Here is a 23,643-nt window from a genome sequence, read left to right on the forward strand (position 1 = left end):
CGTGATGCGATGTTCCTCGGACTGGCTTCGACAGCCGGGCTGGCTATGCCGGGGCTGGGCGAGGCAAAGGTGGCGGGAGCTTGTGCCACCAGTCCGGTCTGGCGCCGTGGTGCGGAGGGTGAGCGACTGGCGGACCTGGGCAATGGGCGCTTCCTGAACCCGGTTCTGTCGGGGGATCGGCCTGATCCCAACATATTGAAGGATGGTGCCGATTATTGGGCAACCTTCTCTTCCTTCGACTATTTCCCGGCGGTCGTGATCTGGCATTCGCGCGATCTGGTGAACTGGCGGCCGGTGGGGCCGGCGCTGACCGTGCCGCTCGGTTCCGTCTGGGCGTTGGACATTGCCAAGCATGATGGCCGCTATTTCATCTATATTCCGGTGTTCAACCCCACCGATCCCAGCTTTTCGGCGGGGCCGGCCATTCCCTGCAAGATTTTCGTCGTCCATGCCGACCGGATGGAGGGGCCTTGGAGCGACCCCGTCGACATGGATATCAAGGGCTATATCGACCCCGGCCATGCGGCAGACGAGGATGGTAAACGCTATCTGTTCCTGAATGGCGGCGCGCGGGTGCGGATCAGCGATGATGGCCTGCGCCGGGACGGACCGATCGAGCAGGTCTATGAAGGCTGGCCGATCCCGGAGGACTGGATCATCGAGGGGCTGGCGCTGGAAGGCCCCAAGATACTGCGTCGTGACGGCTGGTTCTACCTGTTTTCCGGGCAGGGCGGCACGGCGGGGCCGCCGACCAGCCATATGGTGATCGTCGCGCGATCCCGATCGATCAACGGTCCGTGGGAAAATTGCCCGCATAACCCGATTGTCCGGACGGTGAGCGCGGGTGAACCCTGGTGGTCGCGCGGCCATGGCACGGCGGTTCAGGCCCCCGCGGGTGATTGGTGGTTGGCCTATCATGGCTATGAAAATGGCTATCGCACGCTGGGGCGGCAGATGCTGCTGGAACCGTTCGTCTGGGATGCGGATGGCTGGCCGCGCATGACCGGCGGCGACCTGTCGGCGCCGCTGCCCATGCCGGCGGCCCGGCGTGCGGTCGGGCCGGGACTTGCCCTGTCCGGTCCGTTCAAGCCGGACGACATGGGCAGCCGGCTGGCCTTCTTTGCGCCCGGCGTGGACTATCTTGATCGCGTTGCTTTCAAGGATGGCACGCTGACGTTGAAGGCGCAGGGGAAGGGGCCGGCGGAATCCTCGCCGCTGGCCTTCATCACCGGGGATCGTTCCTATGAAATGATCGTCGATGTCGAACTGGAGGGCGGCGCGCAGGCGGGCCTTCTTCTCTTCTATAATGCCCGATATTTTGTAGGTCTGGGGTCGGATGCGGACGCGCTGCACAGTTACAAGGTCGGGCAGGAACAGAGTTATCCGCCGCCCGGACCGGCTGTGGGCAGCCGCTTTTCGCTGCGGGTCGTCAATGACGATAATGTCGCCAGCTTCTTCATTCGCGGCGCCGGCAAGGCGTGGCGCAAGATCATTTCCTATGAAGTGTCGAGTTATAATCACAATCTGGCGGATGGTTTCCTGAGCCTGCGCCCGGCGCTGTTCGTGTCGGGCAACGGACAGGCGCGCTTTTCCAATCTGCTCTATCGCGGACGGGATGGGCCGCGGGCGTAGCGACAGGTTGGAAGCCGCGGAAAATGCCCAAAAGGTCTGACCGTTTTGTGGGTTGGTGAGGCTTCGCGCGCGGGAGCCTGAGGCGCAGGAGAAACGAACGAAAAAAGGGGCGTGGCCGTTGTGGCCGCGCCCCTTTGCTTTGCCCGAATTTTTTCCCGCCGCGCTGATCAGCCTTGTGTGACGGCAGGGAAGGGCAGATATTCCCGCCCGGTCGCGGCAGAGATGGTGGCAAGTTGTTCCTCCATCGCCTGTTGGGGCGGATTGTCCCACAGGCCGCCTTCCAGAAAGCCATGCTGCTGCATTTCCGTGCTGAGCGCGGTGAAATCCAGCACCGCCTGACCATGGACCGGATCAGGAATGTCGGGCTTGGGGACCCAGACGGTGGCTGTGTGCGAATTGCCGATCAGGCCCTTTCCGGTGAAGGAGCGGATCTGCCAGTCGAACACCAGCGTCCGGGTCCGCCGCCAGATCACGAAGACGGACTGTTTGGCATTGGCGACAAGCGCATAGAGATGCAGTGCTGATCCCTCCGAAAAGACCAGTTTCTCCGCCGCCGCATAGATGGTCAGTTGCTCGGAGATTGACATGGTTTCGGGGTAGATGACCGTATAGCCTTCCCGCACCATATGATGGTCGATCATCTGGTCCGACAGGATGCCGCCCTGCCGCTTGGACAGGCGGGAGCGGGAGACATAGACCTTTTTGGGCAGATCGTCATTATGCACCTGCCGGCTGCCGCTCATATAGCCGCGCATCGCGCCGATCTTGCGCGCCGGGCCGCCGCTATTCTGGCGCAGCCTCCGGAACATCTCGATATTCAGCGGATGGCCGTAGATGAAGCCGTTATCGCGGTTGGCAAGCTGCGCCGGCACGGCGAGCGTGTCGAACCGCATCGGCCGGTCGGCGAATAGCAGGTTGATGTGCGGTAGCAATATCCCCAGCGTTTCGAACACGAAGGGGGCAATGGGCCGCTGCCGGTCACGCAGATAGAAGACCGCCGTATCGAATTTCGGGCTTAGCTGGTCGAAGGCCCAGAGCCGCGACAGGCTTTCGGTGATGAAATGGCCGAAATGCTCATTCTGGAGCATGCCGCAAAAGACATGACGCCCCGGAAAATGATTCAGCTCAGAAGAATGCAGGGGCTTGGGGATATTGTCGTACGAGCCCTTCGCCTGGATCGAGAGCGGGCAGGCATTGCCATTCTCATAATAGGCACCACCGTCGAATAACCCCTTTGTCGGGGGTGCGGCAAATTCCAGCTTGGTCAATGGCATGACGCTGCCGTTGGAAAATGTTTCGATTATCGCGCCACTCATCATATACCTCGGTTACCGGTTACGCCCTTGTTACACAAAGCCATGTCGTTTGCAGACGGCTTTTTGGGTCAGACGCCGCCGGGCCGCGGAGCGCGTAATAAATTGCCGATCGGGTCTGGCCGTTTCGGCACGAAATGGTTACATGGGCCGCCACAAATCCCCAGCGATCGGTTTTCCATCAGCCCGGTTCGCACAGAAGAAAGTGGCTTTTTCCATGGACATCCGCCTCGGCCTCACCTTTGACGACGTGCTGTTGCAGCCCGCCGAATCCGATGTGCTGCCCAGCCAGGCGGATACGTCCACCTATGTCACCAAGGCGATCAAGCTGAATATCCCGATCCTGTCGTCCGCGATGGACACGGTGACGGAGGCCGACATGGCGATCGTCATGGCGCAGCTGGGCGGCATCGGCGTGCTGCACCGGAACCTGACTGTCGAGGAACAGGCGGACGCCGTGCGCGCGGTCAAGCGCTTCGAAAGCGGCATGGTCGTCAACCCGATCACCATCCTGCCGACCGCCACGCTGGCCGATGCGCAGATGCTGATGCAGCGCCACAAGATCAGCGGCATTCCGGTCGTCGAGCAGAGCGGCAAGCTGGTCGGCATCCTGACTCATCGCGACACCCGCTTTGCCGAAAACCCGAACCAGCCGGTCAGCGAACTGATGACCAAGGACAATCTGGCGACGGTCAAGGTCGGCGTCGGTCAGGAAGAGGCGCAGCGCCTGCTGCACCAGCGCCGGATCGAAAAGCTGCTGGTGGTGGACGACGCCTATCATTGCGTCGGCCTGATCACCGTCAAGGATATCGAAAAAGCCGTCACCTATCCGCAGGCGACCAAGGACGGCACCGGCCGCCTGCGCGTCGCCGCCGCCTCCACCGTAGGCGAGAAGGGGCTGGAGCGCAGCAAGGCGCTGATCGACGCGGAATGTGACCTGATCGTCATCGACACCGCCCATGGCCACAGCAAGCAGGTGGCCGTCGCCGTGGAAGCGGTGAAGAAACTGTCCAACCATGTGCAGGTCGTGGCCGGCAACGTCGCTACCGCCGAAGCGACCAAGGCGTTGATCGGCGCGGGCGCCGACTGTGTGAAGGTCGGCATCGGTCCCGGCTCCATCTGCACCACCCGTGTCGTCGCAGGCGTGGGCGTGCCGCAGCTGACCGCCGTGATGGATTCCGCTGAGGAAGCCGCGAAGCATGGCGTGCCGGTGATCGCCGATGGCGGCCTGCGCACGTCGGGCGACGTGGCGAAGGCGCTGGCGGCGGGCGCGGGCTGCGTCATGGTCGGCTCGCTGCTGGCGGGTACGGCCGAAGCGCCGGGCGAAACCTTCCTCTATCAGGGGCGCGCCTATAAGAGCTATCGCGGCATGGGCAGCGTCGGCGCGATGGCGCGCGGCAGCGCCGACCGCTATTTCCAGGCGGACATCAAGGACCAGATGAAGCTGGTGCCCGAAGGCATCGAAGGCCAGGTGCCGTTCAAGGGACCGGCCAAGGACGTTATCCACCAGCTGGTCGGCGGCGTGAAGGCGGCGATGGGCTATACCGGCAGCCGCACGATCAAGGATCTTCAGGAGCGCGCCCGCTTCGTCCAGATCACCAATGCGGGCCTGTCCGAAAGCCACGTGCATGACGTGACGATCACGCGGGAAGCGCCCAATTATCCAACACGTTAATCATTCCTCCCCGATGCGGGGAGGGGGACCGCTGGCGCAGCCAGTGGTGGAGGGGGCACGCTGCTTGGCGCTGCCTCTCCTGACTCTGCGCCTGCCGCCTGTCCCCTCCACCACGCCGCTGCGCGACGCGGTCCCCCTCCCCCTGCGGGGGAGGATATGACTCCATCGGCTCGTATTCAGGCGGCGATCGAACTGCTCGACGCGATCATCGCGTCCGCGCGTGATGGCGGCCCGGCCGCCGACACGCTGATCGCCCGCTATTTCAAGGACCGCCGCTATGCCGGCTCGCGGGACCGGCGGGCGGTGCGCGACCATGTCTATCGCGCGATCCGCCGTGCGGCCGAGCGGCCCGATGACGGGCGGATGGCGATGGTCGGGCTGGCGCGCGACCTGCCCGAAATCGCCGCCCTGTTCGATGGCAGCGCCCATGCGCCCGCGCCCATCGCGCCGGGCGAGCAGGGCGCGGCACCGGGGGCCGTACCCGGCTGGCTGATGCCCTTGCTGGCGGCGCCGGTGGAGCAGGACGCGCTGCTGGGCCGTGCCCCGGTCGACCTGCGGGTCAATGCGCTCAAGGGAACGCCGGCCGATTTCGCCGCGCTGTTGCCCGATGCCGATCCCATCGCCGGGCTCGCACAGGGGCGCCGCCTGCCCGAAGGCTTCCCGATCGAACAGAATCCCGCCTGGAAGCAGGGTCTGGTCGAAGTGCAGGATGCCGGCAGCCAGTTCATCGTCCAGGCCTGCGGCGCGCAACCGGGCATGACCGTGGTCGATATGTGCGCGGGCGCAGGTGGCAAGACGCTGGCGCTGGCCGCCGCCATGGCGGGCAAGGGCATGCTGATCGCCGCCGACACGATCCGGTCGCGTCTCGCGCGGCTGGGGCCACGAGCCGAGCGGGCGGGCGCGACCTTCATCGAAACGCTGCTGCTGGACCAGAGCCATGAAACGCGCGCGCTGGACAGCCTGAAGGGGCAGGCGGACATCGTGCTGGTCGATGCGCCTTGCTCCGGCACGGGCACCTGGCGCCGCAATCCGGAGGCGCGCTGGCGACTGACGCCGGAGCGGCTGGACCGGCTCGTCGCGGAGCAGGCCCGTATCCTCGATTTCGCCGCGCCGCTGCTGGCGCCCGATGGCGTGCTGCTCTATGCTACCTGTGCCCTGACGGACCGGGAGGGGCGCGATCAGGCGGACGCCTTCCTCGCGCGCCATGCCGGTTGGGTGGCGGACCCGATCGACCTGCCAGTGGGGCGCCGGCACGGGGCGGGGCTGTTGCTGACGCCGGGGCATGATGGCAGCGACGGCTTCTACTTCGCGCGGCTCAAGCGGGGGACTTGAAACAGACCATGGACAAAGCCGCGCAAAATCGCGACTATTGCGTGGAATCAGCGCCTGAAACATGGCTGGAGATAATGATGCGTTTCACCCCTGCCTCAATTGCCCTTGCCGTCGTTCTGACCACCGTGTCGAGCGTGGGGCTGAGCCAGAAGCCCGACAGCCAGATCAGTCCGCAGTCGGTGGAATGGCAAAAGGCGGGGGAGGCCGCACGCCGGGCCGGCAATCTGGATGGCGCCACCGATGCGCTGGAAAGCGCGCTGGCGATCGATCCGCGCAATCGCACGGCCTATGTCGAACTGGCCGAAGTGGCCCGCGCGCAGGGGCTTCAGGGCAAGGCGATCCGCCTCTACAAGGAAGCGCTGCTGCTCGACCCGACCGACATCGCCGCGCTGTCCGGACAGGGCGAAGCGATGATGGAAAAGGGCGCGGTGACAAGCGCCAAGGATGTCCTCGCCAAGGCGCAGGCCCTGTGCAAGGGCGATTGCGCCCCGGTCGGCAAACTCGCCGCCGCGATCCAGAAGGGCCCGCCCGCCGTCGCAATGACCGACAAGACGGTTGCGCCGGAGCCCAAGGCCGCGCCGGTCGAGAAGCCCTGATCGGGGCTTTAGGCGGAGAGAAAAGGCTGCGCCGGAGCTTTACTTTTTAAGTAGCGTGAATTTATTCAAGTGCCGACAAATGCCGGATTTGGGTGGTTGGCGCAGGTCACGCTTTTATTGCCCCTCCCGTAAACGGGAGGGGCGGCGAGACTTAATGAGCGTAGCGAATTTAGTCGCAGCGGGGTGGGCATTTGCAACCTAGCGCCAGCCCACCCCCTAACCCCCTCCCGCCAGCGGGAGGGGGAATAAGTTCTGCTATTGGTTGCTATCCACCTATCCCATTGGGAAAGAAAAACTGCCCGATGGTGGCAACTGCAGAAGCGGCGGTCAAAAAGCTCAACAGTGCAGCAATCGCCCAAAAGCGGAGCGGTTGATCTTTCCGTCGTCCAGAAAATTTCACTACTGGCTGTTCAAACGTCATTACACCGGATGAAAAGCCCCGGACGAGCAAGTAACCGAACAGTCCCGTGCATAGGATCGTGATAATTGGTCCGTATATATCTTCGCTCATGATGCTTCATTGCACCCGGACGGTGCTGTAGCAATTGGATATGGCGGCACTCCGACTGAATGACAGATCATGCTCCCGTTCCGTCATCCGGAATTTGTCCACGACGTCTGGGGCCTTCATCTCGAAGCAAACGGCCCAAGGTAAACGCACCTCAATCCAAGCGCCCCTCGCGCCATTCGCCCGGCGCGATGCCGTCCAGCGTCCAGTCGCCGATGCGCCAGCGGACCAGCCGCAGCGTGGGGTGGCCCACGGCAGCGGTCATGCGGCGGACCTGCCTGTTGCGGCCTTCGCGGATGGTGAGGCTGATCCAGCCATCGGGCACGCTCTTGCGCACGCGGATCGGGGGATTGCGCGGCCATAGATCGGGGTCGGCGATGCGTTCGGCCTCGGCCGGGCGGGTCAGGCCGTCCTTCAACTGCACGCCGCGTTGCAGCGCCGTCAGAGCCTCCTCGCCAATTTCGCCTTCCACCTGTACCAGATAGGTTTTGGCCGTCTTGAACTTGGGATCGGCGATGCGCGATTGCAGGCGGCCGTCGTCCGTCAGCAGCAGCAAGCCTTCGCTGTCCCGATCCAGCCGTCCCGCCGGATAGACGCCGGGGATCGCGATGGAATCGGACAGGGTGGCGCGCGTCGTTTCGCTGCCCCGGTCGGTGAACTGGGACAGCATGTCATAGGGTTTGTTGAACAGGATCAGGCGGGACATGGGCTGGCCGCGCCTCTGTCCGCCGTCACTGGCTCAATATCCGCGCTATGGCGACAAATTCCTCGACGCTCACCGTTTCCGCCCGCCGTTGCGGATCGATGCCCAGGCTTTCCAGTGCTTCCAGCGCGCCGGGCAAGCCCTTGAGGCTCTGGCGCATCATCTTGCGCCGCTGACCAAAGGCGGCAGCGGTCAGGCGCTCCAGAAACTTCAGTTGCACGCCGTCGGGGGCGGGCTTGGGCGTGATGTGGACCACGGCCGACATCACCTTGGGCGGCGGGGTGAAGGCGCTGCGATGCACTTTCATCGCGATCCGCGCATCGCTGCGCCACTGAGACAGCACGGCGAGGCGTCCATAATGGTCGGTGCCCGGCTTCGCGACGATGCGTTCGGCTACCTCCATCTGGAACATCAGGGTCAGGCTGTTCCACCAGGGCAACGGCGCCCAGTCGGCCGACAGCCAGCCGACCAGCAGGGGCGTGCCGACATTATAGGGCAGGTTGGCGATGATATGCGCGCCCGCGCCCGCTTCGGCATGGGCGTCCACTTCCATCGCATCGCCGGAAATGACGCGAAGCTGGCCGGGGAAGGCCTCCGTCAGTTCATCCAGCGCGGGCAGACAGCGACGGTCGCGTTCCACCGCCACCAGCCGGGCGCCTGCGCGCAGGATGGCACGGGTCAGGCCGCCGGGGCCTGGGCCGACCTCGAACGCAGGCGCATCCTTCAGCGGGCCGGGAATGGCGGCGATGCGATCGAGCAATTGTTCGTCGAGCAGGAAATTCTGGCCCAGCGCCTTGCTGGCGGCCAGGCCATGGCGCGCGATCACGTCGCGCAGCGGCGGCAAAGAGGGGCGGGTATCAGCCATAGGTGATGCGAGCGCGGGCCGCTTCGGCCGCCATTCTGAGCGCGGCGATCATGGCGCCCGGATTGGCGCTGTCGGTGCCGGCAATGCCGAAGGCGGTGCCATGATCGGGCGATGTGCGCACGATCGGCAGGCCCAGCGTGATATTGACGCCATCGTCAAAATTCAGCGTCTTGATCGGGATCAGCGCCTGATCATGATACATGCACAGCGCCGCGTCATAGGTTTCGCGGGCGCGGGCGTGGAACATGCCATCGGCCGCCAGCGGGCCGACAATATCCAGACCATCGGCGCGCAGCAGTTCGATGGCCGGGCGGATCACGTCAATCTCTTCCCGGCCCAGCGCGCCATTTTCGCCCGCATGGGGGTTGAGGCCCGCGACGGCGAGGCGCGGGCGGGCAATGCCGAAATTGCGCTGCAATCCCTTGGCCGTGGTCATCGCACGGGCACGGATCAGGTCGATGGTCAGCACGCTCGGCACGTCCGCCAGCGCGATGTGGATGGTGATCGGCACGACCTTCAGCGACGGGCCGGCCAGCATCATCACCGCATTATGCGGCGCCACGCCACAGCGTTCCGCCACGAATTCGGTCTGGCCCGGATGGGTGAAGCCCACGCCATAAAGCTGTTCCTTGCCCACCGGCGCGGTGACGATGCCGGCGGCCGATCCCGACCGCGCGAGGCCGACCGCGACTTCCAGCGCCTGAAATGCGGTGCGGGCACCATCGATGCTGGGGCTGCCCGGCACGATCTCGCCCGCTTCGGCGACTTGCAGGCAGGGCAGGGCGCGGCCGAACACATCGGCGGCTTCCTCTGGCGAACTGATCGTCGCTATCGGGCCAAGCCAGACCGCGCGCAGAGATGCGGCATCACCGACCGCGAAGAAAGGCGGCAGGCCGCGTGCTTCCCGCATCACCCAGCTTTTGGCGACGATTTCCGGCCCTATGCCCGCCGGATCGCCCAGCGAGACGGCGAAGGGCGCCAGATCGGTTCGATCCGGCGCGCCGGTATCAGTTATATTCGATGATGGCATCGCGTCGCAGATCGCGCAGATAGATGCGGGCGCGCTTGTTGACCCGTTCTTCTTCCAACTGGGCCATGATCTGGTCCGGATTGGGCGCATTGGCCGATGCCGGATCGTCGCGGCCGCAGACCACCAGCACGCGCACGCCATCGGTGATCGAACCGAAGGGCGGCGTGGTTTCGCCGACCTGCAAGTTCAGCAGAATGTCCTGCAACTGCGGCGGCAGGTCACGGATCTTCACATTGTCATTGTCAACGACATCGGCGCCGATCTTGCCGCCAATCTCATTGGCCTGACCGCAGCCCTTGATCTCCTTGACCGCGGCGGCGAAGGCGGCGGCCTTGCTGCTGGCCGCTTCCTTGGTCGTGCCCTGCGGGAAGAGGACCGACAATTGTTTCAGGCTGAGCAGCGAATCACGCGGATCGGCGGTCAGCACCTTGCGCTTGTCCATCACATAGATGATCGACACGCCGCCGACGGTTTCGATCGGGCCGGCAATCTGGCCGACCTGCATGTCTGCGGCGGCCGTGGCCAGTTCGCTGGGCAACTGCCCCGGCTTGATCCAGCCGAGATCGCCACCGACCGCAGCGGTCGATGCTTCGGAGAATTGACGGGCATAGGCCTGGAAGCTGCCGCCCTTCTGAATCTGTTCGATGATGTTGCGGGCGTTGGCGACAATCTGTTCGCGATTTTCCGGCGTCGCCGACAGATAGATTTCGCCCAGACGGAATTCGTCGGCGCCCTTGGCCGCGTTCAGCCGGTCGACCACCGACTTCACTTCTTCTTCGGACACATTGACGAAGGGCTGGATATTGCGGCGTTGCAGACGGCTCCAGGCCAGTTCGCCTTCGATCTGGCGCTTGATGCTGGCGGCCGAGCTGCCCTTTTCGCGCAGATAGCCGTCGAACTGGGCCGGCGACTGGCGGAAATTGCTCGCCACCCGCTCATAGCTCTGGTTGACCTCAGCCGGGTCGATCTTGATGTCGTTGGCGGCAGCTTCCTGAATTTGCAGCGTTTCGTCGATCAGGTTGCGCAGCACCTGCACGCGCAGCCGCTCCTTCTCGTCATCCGCCACCTTGCCGCCATTGGCGGTGATGATCAGGGCGAGGCGCTGGTCGACATCGGTGCCGGTGATGATGCGGCCGTTGACGATCGCGGTCGCCTTGCGGACATTGGGGTCGCTCTTGCCAAAGACGGTGACGTCCTTGGGCAGGTTGAGCTGCTGCGCCCCGATGCCATCATCGTCGCCGACCGTCTGTGCCAGAACAGGCTGGGCGACGGCGCTGAGCAGCGCCGAGGACAAAAGCAGGGTGCGCAGGCCCGAACGAACGCCATGCGACAGGCGGTTGGGCGAGGGAACGACAGACAGCATCGTCGGCAAAAATCTCCAATACGGTACGGCGCGTGATGCGCCGGTCCGCCTTAACCAGCCCTGACAGGGAACACGGGATGCGTGACCCTTATATGCCAATATTACGGAAAGCTAGACGTAGCGCGAAGCCATTTCCCTTCCGCGCGTCGCCATTGGTCTGATAGTCGCGCCGCCAGGTGAAGCCCAGCGTGAGGCAATCATCCTCATAGGCAATGCCCAATCGATGGCGCACCGGCTGATATCCGTCCGACACGCTGACCGGGTCTTCCCGCGCATCGGTCAGGTCGATCACGGTCGATCCGAACACCGACCAGAAATGCGCGAACTGCACCCGGCCGCCCAGGCGCAATTCCTCGCGATCCTGCAAATCTTCCAGCCCCGAAATCACGTCGCGGTTCAGGCGCAGATAGCCCGCCATCACATAGGTGTTCTTGCTGCCGATGGTGGCGTCGATCTCGTTGCGGCGGACGGACAGATTATCCTTGTCCAGCCGGAACCGGTGGGTGAAGCTGATGAAATCCTTGTAGCGGATCGTCGTGCGGCCGACGATGTCGGACGTGCGATCGGACAGGCCGGTGCCGTCGGGCAGGATGCTTTCCCGGCTGTCGAGGCGATAGCTCTGGCCGACATTGCTCTGCAGCGAGAAATTGGGCAGGTCCAGGCTATATTCCAGCCCGTAGGTGATGCGCGAGCTATCCTCATAGCGGTCATAACCGGCGAAGCGGTTGAGCGCGAAGAGATTACTGTCCTCCAGATCGACCGCGCGCGCATCCTCATTGGGCAGCGACAGATTGGCGATATGGGGGGAGGCGACGATCTGGACACGCGGGGCAATGCGCTGCACGCCGCCAAAGGCTTCACCCACGAACGGCCAGCGCATGTCGACCGCAGCGGCGGCGATACCGCGTGTCTGCCAGCCCGGACTGCCGGCATAGCTGGCGACGGACGTCAGATCATTGTCGCCGCTATGATAGAGGTCACCGCGCAGATAGCCGATGAAGGTCACTTCCTGCCCCATGCCCGTCAACGTGCGCAGATTCCATTCGGCCGCGGCAAAGGCGCGCTGCGTATCCTGCCCATGGGTGCGGGTGATGGCCAGCGTGTTCGCCTGCAATTGCAGCACGCCGCCCAGCAACGGGTCCTTGATGCGCTTGCGATAATCGACGACCGGCAGCGCGATCGGGGTCTGCCCCTGCGAATCGCCCTGACGCAGCGTCTGCACCACCCAGCCACGAATCGACAGATAGCTGTCATCGTCCATGCGCTGGGCGCCGATGGTCGATCGCAGCCGGTCTTCGCGGCTGATGTCGTAGCGGCGCAGGAAGGTGCGGTCGGTCACGGCCCGGATCGACCCGTCGACGCTCCATTCCGGCGAGAGTTGCAGCTTGCCGCTGGCATCCAGATAGCCGCGAATATCCTTTTCGGTATTGGCGGTCGTCGTGTCGCTGTCACCAATGCCCACGCGCCGGCCATGGGTGACATAGCCGGTAATCTGATAGGCGCCCCGATCGGTCAGGTGCCGATAGGTCGTCTCCAGCATCGGCAGCGTGTCGGAATAGACATGCGGCGTGACGGTCAGGTCGCGATTGGGCGCCAGCTTGAAATAATAGGGCAGCGCCGCTTCGAAGCCATTATTACGGTCATAGCGCAGATTGGGCACCAGCAGGCCGCTGGCACCGCCATCGCCGACCGGATGGGACAGGCCCGGCAACGGGATCAGCGGCAGGCCGAACAGTTCGATATTGGCGTTCTTGTACGTCACGCGCTGCCGCACCGGGTCATAGATGACGCGCACGGCGTTGATCTGCCAGGTCGGTTCCTTGGGGCAGCCATCGCCACCCTCGACGGTGCAACCGGTGTAGGAAGCATGGTGCAGCGTGTAGACGCCGTCTACCCGCTCCCCCTTTTGCGACGCCAGACGACCGCCCGACTGGAGCACCAGCAGCATATTGTCGACCGCGCCGTCCTTCAGCGTGTCGGTAACGTCGAATCGATCGCCATAGGCGGTGTTGCCTTCGGGATCGACGACCGAGACATTGCCCTGCGCCTCCACCTTGCCGGTATTGCGGTCCCACACGACCTTGTCGGCGCGCAGGCGATTGCCGTCGCGCAGCAACTGGACATTGCCGGTCGCGGTGACGATTTCGCTGTTGCTGTCATATTGCAGCGCGTCGGCGGCAAAGCCGATCTCATCCTGATTGTCGGGGACGGGCGCGTCGGGCGCGCTGATCGGGGTCTGCGGTTCGTTAAGCTGTTGCGCCAGCGCGGACTGGCTGGCCGCGAGCGCGGCGCCGCCCAGCAATGCGGCGCGGAAGGAAAGAAGGAACAGGGTGTTTCGCAAGCGGTCGGGCCTTATAGACGGGCGCATCGGACCTCTCGCCTATCGCACAGCGGGCCGGTCCGCAATCGCCCGCTGCATCCATGGCCATGCAAAATCGGTCGAACGGCTTTGCCAGACGGGGAAAGCCGCACTATCTGACAGGCAAGAAGGCGGTTTTCCCGCCGATCAAGATAAGAGGAAGCATAGCCCCGATGGATATCCAGTTCAGCCCGACCCGCCCCGATGCCGACACCCTGGCCTTCATTGTGCCCAAGGGCGGATTCGACGCGCTGCCGCTGGCCGCCGCGCCGACGCTGGCGGCGGGGGCTGCCGCGTCGCGCTTCACGGGCGAAACCGGAACGAGCTTCGAGAGCTTCGTGGAAGAAGGCGGCAAGACGGTGCGCGTGCTGCTGCTGGGCGTGGGTTCGGCCGGCGAACTGGATTATGAAAAGGCCGGCGCCGCGCTGACCGCGAAGCTGTCGACCAGCGGCGCGGTTCATGCCGCTGTCGAGTTTTTCGGCGGCGCCGCCGGCGAACAGGCTGCCCGGCTGGCCTTTGGCGCGCGGCTGCGTGGCTGGCGCATCGACACCTATCGCACCCGCCAGCCGGAAAAGGCCAAGCCGACGCTCAAGAGGCTGACGCTGGTCGCGACCGGCGCGGACGCCGCCTGGGCGAAGGAAGCGGCGATTGCCGAAGGCGTCGCCTTCACCCGCGAACTGGTGTCGGAGCCGGCGAACATCCTCTACCCTGAGAGCTTCGTCGAACGCTGCCGCCCACTCGAAGCGCTGGGCATCAAGATCACCGTGCTGGACAAGGCGGCGATGGAAGCGCTGGGCATGGGATCGCTGCTCGGCGTGGCGCAGGGTTCGGTGCGCGAAGCCCGGCTGCTGGCGCTGGAATGGGACGGTACCAATGGCGCATCTGAAAAGCCGGTCGTCTTCGTCGGCAAGGGCGTGACCTTCGACACGGGCGGCATCTCGATCAAGCCGGCCGCCGGCATGGAAGACATGAAGTGGGACATGGGCGGCGCGGGCGCCGTCGTTGGCGCGATGAAGGCGCTGGCCGGGCGCAAGGCGAAGGCGCATGTCGTGGGCATTTGCGGGCTGGTGGAAAACATGCCGGACGGCAATGCCCAGCGCCCCGGCGACATCGTGACCTCCATGTCGGGCCAGACGATCGAAGTGCTGAACACCGACGCCGAAGGCCGTCTGGTGCTGTGCGACGCGCTGACCTGGGCGCAGCGTACCTATCAGCCGGAGGTCGTGATCGATCTTGCGACCCTGACTGGCGCGATGATCGTGGCGCTGGGCGATCAATATGGCGGCCTGTTCGCCAATGACGATGCCCTGGCCGACGATCTGATCGCGGCGGGCAAGGCGACCGGCGACCAGTTGTGGCGCTTCCCGCTGTCGGCCGCTTATGACAAGCTGATCGACAGCCCGATCGCCGACATGAAGAATATCGGCGGCCGTTTCGCCGGATCGATCACCGCCGCCCAGTTCATCAAGCGCTTCGTCGAAGAGGGCGTGAAATGGGCGCATCTCGACATTGCCGGCATGGTCTGGTCCGACAAGCCCGGCGGCACCTGGGACAAGGGCGCAACCGGCTATGGCGTGCGCCTGATCGACCGTCTGGTCGCGGACAAGTTCGAGGCGTAAACGACCCTCTCAACCGTTCGGGCTGAGCCTGTCGAAGCCCTGCTCTTTTCTTTGGGGAAGAGCGGGCCTTCTGCAAGCATAGGGCGAACGGCATTTGGATGGAGCCCATGCAGGTCGACTTCTACCAGCTTAGCCGCGATCCGGTGGATCAGGTGTTGCCCGCCATCGCGGGCCGCATCCTGGGCATGGGCGCGCGCCTGCTGGTGGTGGCGCAGGAGCCCGAACGGCTGGAACGGATTTCGCAAGGCCTGTGGGCTGGCCCGCCCGACAGCTTCCTGGCCCATGGCCGGGCGGGCGAGGGCGGGGAGGCGCATCAGCCGATTCTGCTGAGCGGGCAATGTGCCCCGCTCAACGGCGCGGCCCATATCGCGCTGGCCGACGGCATCTGGCGGGAGGAGGCGTTGGGCTTCGAACGCGCTTTCTATTTCTTCGACGCCGACACGATCGACGGGGCCCGGTCAAGCTGGCGCGCGCTCAGCAAGGCAGACGGCGTCGAACCCCGCTTCTGGCGGCAGGAAGGCCGCAAATGGGTGCAGGGGCCTTGACGGGCGGGTTGGTTCTGTACCAAAGGCGAACATCTCCATCGCCGTCACCCTGAACTTGTTTCAGGGTCCATTCCTCCTTTTGGTCAATGGACCCGATGGCGCGACGGATGCGGAACCGAAAGCCGACACAGGTAGGATCAGATACTATCCAATCTCAGGGGCTGGTGTCGGGCCGTCATATCTATTTCCACCCTCCTAAAGCCTATTGCCCGGCTATAAATATTCGCTTTGGTGCCAAACGCCGGCAGGCGCGATCATCACGATACGGCGGACTGTCCATTTTCCCTTGTCGGGATGCCCTTCATAATCGATTTTCAATTCATATTTACAGTAGAAGCCTTTGAGAGATTGTGGCCGGCAAATGACATTTCGTATGCTGATGTCGCGGAGCGCAATCTCAGCATAAGGCGTTTTAGGTGGATCGATATTTTGTAGTGTGACTTTTGCGAGCCTCTCCACCTCCTTCTGCCTGAGTTCCAGCATCGTAGGCTGAACCAGGCTGGGGTTTTTCTCCGCCACCTCTTTCTCCCAACGCGCATATCCATCTTTCTCACCACAATTTTCGGGTATAGGTGATGAAATCGGAGCAGCTAAAACCTTCGCCACATCATCATCAAATGCCTCTGGCAAGATATGGTCGTAGTCCGTGCCCCAATACGCTTCAGGCTTGCAGTAAAGTGAGTAAACTACCTTTGCGCACGCGACTTTGCTAACCGGGGTAGGGTTATACCACCTGATATCACGCCTCACGATGTCGACGTTTGTGCCGCACATAAAGCCGTCCGTCATTTGTACTCTAGAGAATTCCCAGCGCGCATCTCGCATCTGCGCTTCAGTGAAGTAGCTCAGCGCGATGATCATGCCTTTCCCATCAGGAACGACTTTGCGGATATCCGCTGGTCCACGATAGTAGTTCGCAGCCAGATATTCCGGCGGGTCGCCAATCATACCCGGTGGATCGCTAATCTTGGCACATGCTACAAGCGCAGCAGGCAACACACATATGCTCAATATTCGGGACCAGGAGTGCATTATCAAATTTCCATCCGGCGCGTTCAGGTTCAGCGCATCCTACAAGAAATTTCCTAAATAAAGGGCGACACGCTGCGAGAAGAGTTGGTTCGGTTTCCCCATAAGCAGAGCGTCCACCAACCACCCATCTCACCCCCTCCCCCCATCTCCTCCCTCAACCCCACTCCACCCCACACGGTTAAGCCTCTTGCGGCCCGGCCCGCCCGCGTCTAAAGGGCGCGCAACTTTATTTCCCACCATCTGGAGTATTGAGGGCCATGGCCGTCACGCGCACTTTCTCGATCATCAAGCCCGACGCGACCCGTCGCAACCTGACCGGCGCGGTCGCCAAGATGCTGGAGGAAGCCGGTCTGCGCATCGTCGCTTCCAAGCGCATCCGCATGAGCCGCGAACAGGCCGAAGGCTTCTATGCCGTTCATAAGGAACGCCCCTTCTTCGCCGATCTGGTCGCCTTCATGATTTCCGGCCCGGTCGTCGTCCAGGTTCTGGAAGGCGAAGACGCCGTGAAGCGCAACCGCGACATCATGGGCGCCACCAACCCCGCCAATGCCGACGCCGGCACCATCCGCAAGGAACTGGCCGAATCGATCGAAGCCAATTCGGTCCATGGTTCGGACAGCGAAGAAAATGCCGCGATCGAAATCGCCTATTTCTTCAAGCCGGAAGAAATCGTCGGCTGATAGCCGATCATCCTGACGGATGAAAAAAAGGCCCGGCGCTCCCCATGGAGCGGCCGGGCTTTTCTTTGGGTCAGGGGTGAGGCTGAGCCGGTGCGGGGGCCTCGACCTTCACCGGATCGGGCGTCCGCGCTTTAACGAAAAGCTGCCACGAACTCACCGCCAGCACGGCGGCCAGCAGCGGTTGCAGCACCTTGTCCGGCGCATGGGACGACAGATAGCTGCCGACGATCACGCCCGGTATCGATCCGATCAGCAGGTTCATCAGCAGCACGCCGTTGACGTCGCCCATCAGCCAGTGCCCCGTCCCCGCGATCAGCGCCAGCGGCACGGCATGGGCGATGTCCGATCCCACGATGCGCGCAACCGGCAGGCGGGGGTAAAGGAACAGCAGCACCGTCACCCCGATCGCGCCCGCGCCGACCGACGAGAGCGACACCGCCACGCCGATCAGCGCGCCAAGCCCCGTCGTGCCATAGAGGATGGCGGCATGCGAATGGCTGGCGCCCAGATCGCCGCGATGGCGGAACAGCCATTTGCGGCCGATGACAGCCGCCGACGTCACGGCGAGCAGGCTCGCCAGCGAATAGAGGATGATATGTTCGCTGGATTTGCCGATGTCGCCGATCCAGCCCAATATCAGCAGCGTCGCGATGGCGGCCGGAATGCTGCCCGCGGCCATCCGCCGCACGATCGGCCATTCGATCGTGTCGCGCTTGCTATGGACGGTCGATCCGACGATCTTGGTCAGCGCCGCAAACAGCAGGTCGGTCCCGACCGCCGTTTTCGCGCTGACGCCGAACATCAGCACCAGCAGCGGCGTCATCAGCGATCCGCCGCCTACCCCGGTCACGCCCACCAGCAGGCCGACCAGCAGGCCGGCGATCGCGTGAAACAAGTCGATCGATGCCATCAGATTCATGATGCGCGTCTTATCCTTATTGTCCCAACCCTGTGTCCGCGCTTCCAGCCGCTCGCGGCGGAAAAGGCGTTCAGGTCAGGCGTTTCGGGGGGAAACAGGGCTGGACTATTTCTGGCTCAACCGCGCCCAGCGCGCGTCGATGCGCGCCTGGGCGTTGCTGGCCTTCACCGTTTCGACCCGCGACAGACCGCGCAGAGACAGGCTGTGCCCCGCGATCCAGCGCCCGGCTATGCCATAGCCGATGTCATAGAGGGCGACATTCTCATAGGCATCGCCGCCAACTACGAAGCGGGTGGTGATCGCTACCGGCAGCCGCTCGTCGCCCACGCTGTCGTCGGGCAGCTTGGCCTTCGCTCGTGCCTTTTTGAGCGCGTCGGCGAACCAGCCGGCCTCTATTCGCGGATCGCCGGTGGTGTCGACGGGATCGATGCCTAGCGCGCGGGGGAAGGCGATGGTCTGGCTCTGCACGATCTGCTCGGGATCGGTGGGTTTCAGGACGATCCGGTCATCCTTCACCGTTTCCGCATTCAGCACCAGAGCAGACGCGCGGCTCGATGCCTTGCGGCTTTCCGACGCCTTGTCGGCGCGCTCGTCCCGCTTGTCCGACCAGTTGAGATACAAAGTCAGGGCGGAAATCGACACCGCCAGCACGGCGATGATCTCGCCCAGCGTGATCCAGCGACGACGAATGGCGGCGGCTTCGGCCGCGCGCGCTTCCTTGGGGCTTTCCGGTGTCGGGCTGTCGGGCGTGTCGCTCATGCTGCTTATACCGGCTGGGGCGGGGCTTCGAACCGGTCGATTACCCAGTCTTCCGCCTGCGCGCCGCCGATCCATTCCTGCATCCAGGGATGAGCGATGATCGCGGCCATATAGGCTTCGGCAAAGCGGGCGACCGGCAGTTGATAGGTGATGAAGCGGGTCACGACCGGCGCGAACATCACGTCCACCGCGCTGAACTGGCCGAACAGAAATTCGCCATCGCCGCCATGACGGGCACGGGCTTGTGCCCAGAGCTGCATGATGCGGCTGATATCCTGCGCCACGCCTTCGGATGGCGGCACGGCCGGATAGATTTGCCGGATGTTCATGCTGTGCTCGCGACGCAGCGCGGCGAAGCTGCTGTGCATTTCGGCCGCCATTGACCGGGCCATGGCGCGTGCAGCCGGATCGGTCGGCCAGAATGCTGCATTATCCGTCTTTTCGTTCAGATATTCGACAATGGCCAGACTGTCCCAGACGACGATGTCATCGCCATCCCACAGGATCGGCACCTTGCCGGAGGAGGGGGCGAACTCGTCGCCTTCGCGCCGCTTCTCCCATGCCTCGTCATAGAGGGGGACGACCACTTCCTCGAAAGGCAGGCCCGAAAGCTTGCATGCCAGCCAGCCGCGCAGCGACCAGCTCGAATAGGCCTTGTTACCGATAAAGAGCTTCATCATGGCATAGTCTTAGACGGGGGAGGAAGCCGGTGTCGAGAGCCTGTCCATCATTCCCCCGGCCGATATGTCCGCGCGACATGGCCGGCCAGTTCGTCGGCGTGGAAATAGACGGGGCGCAATTGCCCGTGGATATAGCGCTGCGTCTGGTCGTTGAAATGGGGGGAAGCGGGATCGCCGCTTTCGCCGCCGACGCTGATCGCCTTCGCCTCGACCCGCTTGCCGAATTCGACCGCCGCCAGGAAACTGTTGCCGCTGGTGCCATACCAGCGCTTCGTGCCGGGATAGGGTTTCGCGCCGAAGGAAGCGAGCGATCCCCAGCGTGCGGACGGGAAGGGCACGGGCAGGCTGACGCCGTCATCGGTGAAGTCCTGGGTGATCGCGCCGGTCAGCCGCTGATAGCGGTTGATCTGGCCCCAGGGCGTGCGCCAGCCACCGAAATCCGTCTCCATCCGGTCGATCACGCCGGACAGCAGGCGCAGCCGTTCGGCGGACGGGGCGGCGTTCATCCGGTCATAGAGGGTCTGGCTGTCGTCGGCCTTCCGGGTCAGCGTCCATTGCCGCAAATCCTCGGCCCACAGGCAGGCGAGACTGTTGGCGATCGATTTCAGGCTCCAGCGATAATCCCATCCCCGCAACACGGCGACGGGTTCGGCCAGTTTCGCTTTGAGAGGATCGGTGGCGGGCAGGGCGTCCCAGTCGCGCACAAGGTCCGGTATCCATCGCGCGAAGGCGGGCTGGAAGGAATCGAAGGCGGCGGCGGTCAGCGTATCGAGCGTGAAACCCTGTCCCTTTTCCAGCAGCATGACGGCATGGTCGCCGCGCGGATTTTCGCCCACCATGTCCATATAGCGGGGGAAGTCGGACGCCTTCTGGCTATCCTTGCCCGCCGCCGACCATGGCCAGTTATTGGTATTCTGGACCCAGCCGCCCGCCGGGTTCAGCAGATGCGGCACCTTGTTAAGCGGTGTCAGCCCCTTCCAGTCGGTCGCCGGGTCGCTGCCGTCCACGGGCTTGCGATAATCGAACCGGTTGTCGCGCAGCGGGATGAACTGCGGATGCAGATAGGCGATCGTCCCCTTCGCGTCGGCGAAGATCGTGTTGTTGGACGAATTGGCCTTGCGCTGCGCGACCTTCAGGAACTGGGCATAATCCTGCGCCTTGGTGCGCAGATAGGATTGCTCCAGCGCCGCGATCGGCTTGTCCATCATGGCGAAGGCGATCCATTTGCCATCCTTCTGGCCGATGATCGGGCCATGATGGGTGGCATAGGTGGTGAAGCGGCGCTGCGCCATCTCGCCACTCTCGGTGCGATAGGACAGGGTGATGTCGCTGCTCTTCACCGGCCGCTGCTGCGTGCCATAGCGATAGGTCAGCGATCCGTCGTCATGGCGGGTGACGCTTTCCAGAAATTCGTCGACCGCATCGACCGTGCTGGACGTGTGCATCCATCCCGCGCTTTCGTTGAAGCCCTGATAGATGAAGAACTGGCCCCAGGTCGCGGCGCCATAGCTGTTCAGCCCCGCATCGCTGCGCATCTGCAATTCGGACCGGAAGAAGAAGCTGGTGTGCGGATTGATCCACAGCAGCGCATGGCCGCTCGCACTCTTCTTCGGCGCAAGGGCAAAGCCGTTCGATCCGCGCGGTTCGGGGTCTGGGTCCGCCATGGCGATCGCCGGGCCGCCGGGACCGGCATAGAAGCTCTTGAGATCATCGAGCGGAATGCGCTCGATATCGCCGCCAATGCTGCCTTCGGTGAAGCTGAGCGCCATCCAGGGCTCGAAGCGGGTGATGACGCGCGGCTTCACCTGCGGGTGGGTCGCCAGATAATAGTTCAGCCCATCGGCCCATGCGGTCATCAACTGCTTCAGCCAGGCAGGGCTGGCGGCATAGTCCGCCTTTAGCTTGGCCGGGTCCATATAGAGCCGTGCGCGCAGATCCTGCCACAGCGCTGCTTCCCCCTCCGCTTCGGCGGTGCGGCCCAGCGCGGTCAGATAATTGGCCTCGATCCGGGGGAAATCATCCTCCGCCTGGGCATAGATCATGCCGAACACTGCATCCGCATCGCTCTTCCCATGGATATGGGCGATGCCCCAATCGTCCCGGACGATCGTCACGCGGGCCGCCTGCGTGCGCCAACCTGCCATGGGATCGGCCAAGCGATCAGGCTGAGCCAGAACCGGCTGGATGAAGAGGAGCGGGGCGGCGAGCAGCGGCAGCGCGCGAAGGCTTTTCATGGCCCATCGCTAGACCGGAAGCGCCGCCCGCGCCAGCAGGATAAAAGTAACCCCGCCGGAGCAAAAGCTGCACGGCGGGGCCAAGGTTCAGGGAGGTGCCACTCCAAAGGGGGAAAGGAGTGACAAGACCTATATAGGGCGTCTGGATGAACCTTCAATGAGCGGCCGGCGGATAATCGAACGGTGCGGTCTGTGCTGCCCGCATCCATGCCGCAGTGCGGCTGGCAAAGCGTCCTTATCGGCCTTCTTCAGCCCTGCGCGCGGTAGCGTCGCCATGCACAGGGCATGCAGCAGCCTCTTCAAGCTAAAGCACTATCAAAATGCTAAACTATATGCCGCGCTTCTTCATATATTTTTTCAGAGATTTGTTCGCAGCTTTGCTATTCGTCAAAATCTTCACATTTTTCCGAGCGGTCCTGTCATCCCCAGATTTTAAAGACTCATTATATTCTGGAATAAGATCAGCTAGTAATGATACGATATTGTCATCGGATGGCTTCAAAATGCTTTGAACATCGCCATTCCATTCTTTCGCTGCTTCTGCCCATTCGAGATCTGTCTCATCAACGGGGCCGGTCATTTGCAACGAGGGAAAGAGTTCGTTCAGTCGATCGACAAACGCCGCATTTTGCTGCCCGATGCAGGCGCGTACTTCCGGCAGGAGTTCAGCGCGTGAACCAATGCGCCCGTTTATCTCATTCAATTCCTCGAATAATTTCAACAGATGCGTCGATTCCGGCAGAAAACGTCCATCCTGATTGGCCATAAAGTCGCGCCGGAACCGCTGAAGCAAAATAATTTGCTCAGTCGAAAGTCCGTTATTCTCGCTAATATCTTCGAGTTCGAAATTCTCTATTCCGGTGACACCCCGAAGATAGTCCTGAAAATCCGTAACAGTCGATCCGCCCTTCAATCGGGTCCGGTCAAACAGGCGTGCGTCGACGCTGGTGCAAAGGGGTTCATTAAGCCATCTGGAAAATGTCGAAGCGGTGTCGCGGCAATATGTTTGCGGTTGAATAAATTGGGAGTTCGCCTTCAGCATTTGCTGAATTGTGGAAAGATAATGCGATATAGGGTGGCGCACATAAGCTACGACGTGCAGTTCCTCGGGAAATGCGCCCAATATGTCTTTCAACAAATTTAATATTTTGCTGGGATGGGTGTTGAAAAAATTTTCAGCGGAAAGAACGATATATTTCGGAGAATGTTGTTCTATCAGTTCTTTTATTTCAGAAATGTTGCGCTTGGCAATTTCTTTCTGTTTTTCGTTGTCGCCTCGCGTCTTTCCATTCATTAAGGTTATATAGGAAAAATGGCCGCTGGTCTTGCTTGGCGCATGATATAGGATGCCGGCTTCCAGCAATTCTTTCTGTGCTACCTGCATGCTGGATTGGATCGAACTGCTTCCGCATTTTGCGTCGCCGATGTGCAGGATGATTTTCGCAGCCATATGTGGACCTCAAAATATAAAATAATGTTCAATTTTCGATTTTGGTTATCGAAAAAATCCCATGTCAATTTTCGAGAAATTTATCAAAATTGAAAATAAATATCCAAAAACTATGTAAATATGACAATCATTAAACATTGAATTAGAATATTATTTGCAATTTTTTGGATGGTGGAAGGATAATTCAATTATATTCAGACTTCTGTGAACGATCCTGCCTCAATGAGGCCGAACTGATAGAACAGGGGCATGCCATCAAGGCGACCCATCATTCTATCTGCTTTTTTGGATTGCTGCGTGATGCGGCGCCTGCCTGCTGTCACCAGCCTGTCTATTCGTCGCATGGTGC

General features: G+C 62.5%; 20 protein-coding genes. 7 read left to right on the forward strand and 13 right to left on the reverse strand.

The genetic code is table 11. The features are described from left to right. Positions 1-9 precede the first annotated feature (9 nt). Positions 10-1,632, forward strand: coding sequence for a family 43 glycosylhydrolase (locus BMY84_RS03335; RefSeq protein ID WP_093080527.1), 1,623 nt, complete (start codon positions 10-12; stop codon positions 1,630-1,632). 167 nt (positions 1,633-1,799) lie between these two features. Here BMY84_RS03335 and BMY84_RS03340 read toward each other — a convergent pair whose 3' ends face one another. Then, positions 1,800-2,906, reverse strand: a complete 1,107-nt coding sequence (locus BMY84_RS03340) for a glycosyltransferase family 61 protein (RefSeq protein WP_177203879.1) — start codon at positions 2,904-2,906, stop codon at positions 1,800-1,802. A gap of 256 nt (positions 2,907-3,162) precedes the next feature. Here BMY84_RS03340 and guaB point away from each other — a divergent pair, with 256 nt between their 5' ends. From guaB to BMY84_RS03355, 3 genes are all read left to right on the forward strand, one after another. Further along, on the forward strand, positions 3,163-4,620 hold the full coding sequence (gene guaB, locus BMY84_RS03345) for an IMP dehydrogenase (protein ID WP_093081678.1): 1,458 nt from the start codon (positions 3,163-3,165) through the stop codon (positions 4,618-4,620). A gap of 156 nt (positions 4,621-4,776) precedes the next feature. Then, positions 4,777-5,952 (forward strand): RsmB/NOP family class I SAM-dependent RNA methyltransferase, encoded by a 1,176-nt coding sequence (locus BMY84_RS03350; protein ID WP_093080532.1) that lies wholly within the window; start codon positions 4,777-4,779, stop codon positions 5,950-5,952. A 77-nt stretch (positions 5,953-6,029) separates the two neighbouring features. Further along, the gene (locus BMY84_RS03355) at positions 6,030-6,548 is read left to right on the forward strand and encodes a tetratricopeptide repeat protein (protein ID WP_093081681.1); all 519 of its coding nucleotides are present in this window, start codon (positions 6,030-6,032) and stop codon (positions 6,546-6,548) included. 265 nt (positions 6,549-6,813) lie between these two features. Here the strand turns inward: BMY84_RS03355 and BMY84_RS28990 are convergent, their stop codons facing one another. The 6 genes from BMY84_RS28990 to BMY84_RS03380 all read right to left on the reverse strand — a co-directional run bounded on the left by BMY84_RS28990 (position 6,814) and on the right by BMY84_RS03380 (position 13,385). Further along, a complete protein-coding gene (locus BMY84_RS28990) occupies positions 6,814-7,059 on the reverse strand; it encodes a hypothetical protein (protein WP_143074972.1) in 246 nt (81 codons plus the stop codon). Between the two features lie 151 nt (positions 7,060-7,210). Then, positions 7,211-7,762, reverse strand: a complete 552-nt coding sequence (locus tag BMY84_RS03360) for a pseudouridine synthase (RefSeq protein ID WP_093080534.1) — start codon at positions 7,760-7,762, stop codon at positions 7,211-7,213. A gap of 25 nt (positions 7,763-7,787) precedes the next feature. Beyond that, entirely contained in the window at positions 7,788-8,624 is an 837-nt protein-coding gene (rsmA, locus tag BMY84_RS03365) for a 16S rRNA (adenine(1518)-N(6)/adenine(1519)-N(6))-dimethyltransferase RsmA (RefSeq protein WP_093080537.1), read from the reverse strand. Continuing rightward, positions 8,617-9,654: a 4-hydroxythreonine-4-phosphate dehydrogenase PdxA gene (gene pdxA, locus BMY84_RS03370; RefSeq protein ID WP_093080540.1), complete on the reverse strand. Its 1,038-nt coding sequence runs from the start codon at positions 9,652-9,654 to the stop codon at positions 8,617-8,619. Before pdxA ends, rsmA begins: the two co-directional genes overlap by 8 nt. Beyond that, on the reverse strand, positions 9,632-11,017 hold the full coding sequence (locus BMY84_RS03375; protein WP_093080542.1) for a peptidylprolyl isomerase: 1,386 nt from the start codon (positions 11,015-11,017) through the stop codon (positions 9,632-9,634). The genes pdxA and BMY84_RS03375 overlap by 23 nt, the downstream gene beginning before the upstream one ends. An 88-nt stretch (positions 11,018-11,105) precedes the next feature. Next, on the reverse strand, positions 11,106-13,385 hold the full coding sequence (locus BMY84_RS03380; protein WP_177203880.1) for an LPS-assembly protein LptD: 2,280 nt from the start codon (positions 13,383-13,385) through the stop codon (positions 11,106-11,108). 164 nt (positions 13,386-13,549) lie between these two features. On the opposite strand from BMY84_RS03380, the gene BMY84_RS03385 reads away from it, so the two are divergent. After that, positions 13,550-14,995: a leucyl aminopeptidase gene (locus BMY84_RS03385; protein ID WP_093080547.1), complete on the forward strand. Its 1,446-nt coding sequence runs from the start codon at positions 13,550-13,552 to the stop codon at positions 14,993-14,995. Positions 14,996-15,102: 107 nt separating this feature from the next. Then, positions 15,103-15,540, forward strand: coding sequence for a DNA polymerase III subunit chi (locus tag BMY84_RS03390; RefSeq protein ID WP_093080550.1), 438 nt, complete (start codon positions 15,103-15,105; stop codon positions 15,538-15,540). A gap of 213 nt (positions 15,541-15,753) precedes the next feature. On the opposite strand, the gene BMY84_RS03395 is transcribed toward BMY84_RS03390, so the two are convergent. After that, complete coding sequence (locus tag BMY84_RS03395) at positions 15,754-16,539, reverse strand: hypothetical protein (RefSeq protein WP_143074973.1); 786 nt, start codon at positions 16,537-16,539, stop codon at positions 15,754-15,756. A 290-nt stretch (positions 16,540-16,829) separates the two neighbouring features. Between BMY84_RS03395 and ndk the strand changes: the two genes are divergently transcribed. Further along, on the forward strand, positions 16,830-17,252 hold the full coding sequence (ndk, locus tag BMY84_RS03400) for a nucleoside-diphosphate kinase (RefSeq protein WP_093010670.1): 423 nt from the start codon (positions 16,830-16,832) through the stop codon (positions 17,250-17,252). A 70-nt stretch (positions 17,253-17,322) separates the two neighbouring features. On the opposite strand, the gene BMY84_RS03405 is transcribed toward ndk, so the two are convergent. From BMY84_RS03405 to BMY84_RS03425, 5 genes are all read right to left on the reverse strand, one after another. Next, a complete protein-coding gene (locus BMY84_RS03405; RefSeq protein WP_093080555.1) occupies positions 17,323-18,171 on the reverse strand; it encodes a sulfite exporter TauE/SafE family protein in 849 nt (282 codons plus the stop codon). A 105-nt stretch (positions 18,172-18,276) separates the two neighbouring features. Then, a complete protein-coding gene (locus BMY84_RS03410; protein WP_093080557.1) occupies positions 18,277-18,930 on the reverse strand; it encodes a hypothetical protein in 654 nt (217 codons plus the stop codon). Between the two features lie 5 nt (positions 18,931-18,935). After that, a complete protein-coding gene (locus tag BMY84_RS03415; RefSeq protein WP_093080560.1) occupies positions 18,936-19,610 on the reverse strand; it encodes a glutathione S-transferase family protein in 675 nt (224 codons plus the stop codon). A gap of 47 nt (positions 19,611-19,657) precedes the next feature. Then, complete coding sequence (locus BMY84_RS03420) at positions 19,658-21,844, reverse strand: penicillin acylase family protein (protein WP_093080562.1); 2,187 nt, start codon at positions 21,842-21,844, stop codon at positions 19,658-19,660. 328 nt (positions 21,845-22,172) lie between these two features. Next, on the reverse strand, positions 22,173-23,294 hold the full coding sequence (locus BMY84_RS03425) for a hypothetical protein (RefSeq protein ID WP_093080565.1): 1,122 nt from the start codon (positions 23,292-23,294) through the stop codon (positions 22,173-22,175). Positions 23,295-23,643 lie beyond the last annotated feature (349 nt).

The organism is Sphingobium sp. AP50 (assembly GCF_900109095.1).
Classification (GTDB): Bacteria; Pseudomonadota; Alphaproteobacteria; order Sphingomonadales; family Sphingomonadaceae; genus Sphingobium.

What these genes read in the sequence shown, in the direction of transcription:
- BMY84_RS03405 (WP_093080555.1), bottom strand. Translation starts at nt 18,171, where the DNA reads ATGAATCTGATGGCATCGATCGACTTGTTTCACGCGATCGCCGGCCTG.
- BMY84_RS03425 (WP_093080565.1), bottom strand. Translation starts at nt 23,294, where the DNA reads ATGGCTGCGAAAATCATCCTGCACATCGGCGACGCAAAATGCGGAAGC.
- BMY84_RS03420 (WP_093080562.1), bottom strand. Translation starts at nt 21,844, where the DNA reads ATGAAAAGCCTTCGCGCGCTGCCGCTGCTCGCCGCCCCGCTCCTCTTC.
- BMY84_RS03390 (WP_093080550.1), top strand. Translation starts at nt 15,103, where the DNA reads ATGCAGGTCGACTTCTACCAGCTTAGCCGCGATCCGGTGGATCAGGTG.
- rsmA (WP_093080537.1), bottom strand. Translation starts at nt 8,624, where the DNA reads ATGGCTGATACCCGCCCCTCTTTGCCGCCGCTGCGCGACGTGATCGCG.
- BMY84_RS03340 (WP_177203879.1), bottom strand. Translation starts at nt 2,906, where the DNA reads ATGCCATTGACCAAGCTGGAATTTGCCGCACCCCCGACAAAGGGGTTA.
- BMY84_RS03360 (WP_093080534.1), bottom strand. Translation starts at nt 7,762, where the DNA reads ATGTCCCGCCTGATCCTGTTCAACAAACCCTATGACATGCTGTCCCAG.
- BMY84_RS03350 (WP_093080532.1), top strand. Translation starts at nt 4,777, where the DNA reads ATGACTCCATCGGCTCGTATTCAGGCGGCGATCGAACTGCTCGACGCG.
- BMY84_RS28990 (WP_143074972.1), bottom strand. Translation starts at nt 7,059, where the DNA reads ATGAGCGAAGATATATACGGACCAATTATCACGATCCTATGCACGGGA.
- BMY84_RS03415 (WP_093080560.1), bottom strand. Translation starts at nt 19,610, where the DNA reads ATGATGAAGCTCTTTATCGGTAACAAGGCCTATTCGAGCTGGTCGCTG.
- BMY84_RS03385 (WP_093080547.1), top strand. Translation starts at nt 13,550, where the DNA reads ATGGATATCCAGTTCAGCCCGACCCGCCCCGATGCCGACACCCTGGCC.
- pdxA (WP_093080540.1), bottom strand. Translation starts at nt 9,654, where the DNA reads ATGCCATCATCGAATATAACTGATACCGGCGCGCCGGATCGAACCGAT.
- BMY84_RS03410 (WP_093080557.1), bottom strand. Translation starts at nt 18,930, where the DNA reads ATGAGCGACACGCCCGACAGCCCGACACCGGAAAGCCCCAAGGAAGCG.
- BMY84_RS03375 (WP_093080542.1), bottom strand. Translation starts at nt 11,017, where the DNA reads ATGCTGTCTGTCGTTCCCTCGCCCAACCGCCTGTCGCATGGCGTTCGT.
- guaB (WP_093081678.1), top strand. Translation starts at nt 3,163, where the DNA reads ATGGACATCCGCCTCGGCCTCACCTTTGACGACGTGCTGTTGCAGCCC.
- BMY84_RS03335 (WP_093080527.1), top strand. Translation starts at nt 10, where the DNA reads ATGTTCCTCGGACTGGCTTCGACAGCCGGGCTGGCTATGCCGGGGCTG.
- ndk (WP_093010670.1), top strand. Translation starts at nt 16,830, where the DNA reads ATGGCCGTCACGCGCACTTTCTCGATCATCAAGCCCGACGCGACCCGT.
- BMY84_RS03355 (WP_093081681.1), top strand. Translation starts at nt 6,030, where the DNA reads ATGCGTTTCACCCCTGCCTCAATTGCCCTTGCCGTCGTTCTGACCACC.
- BMY84_RS03380 (WP_177203880.1), bottom strand. Translation starts at nt 13,385, where the DNA reads ATGCGCCCGTCTATAAGGCCCGACCGCTTGCGAAACACCCTGTTCCTT.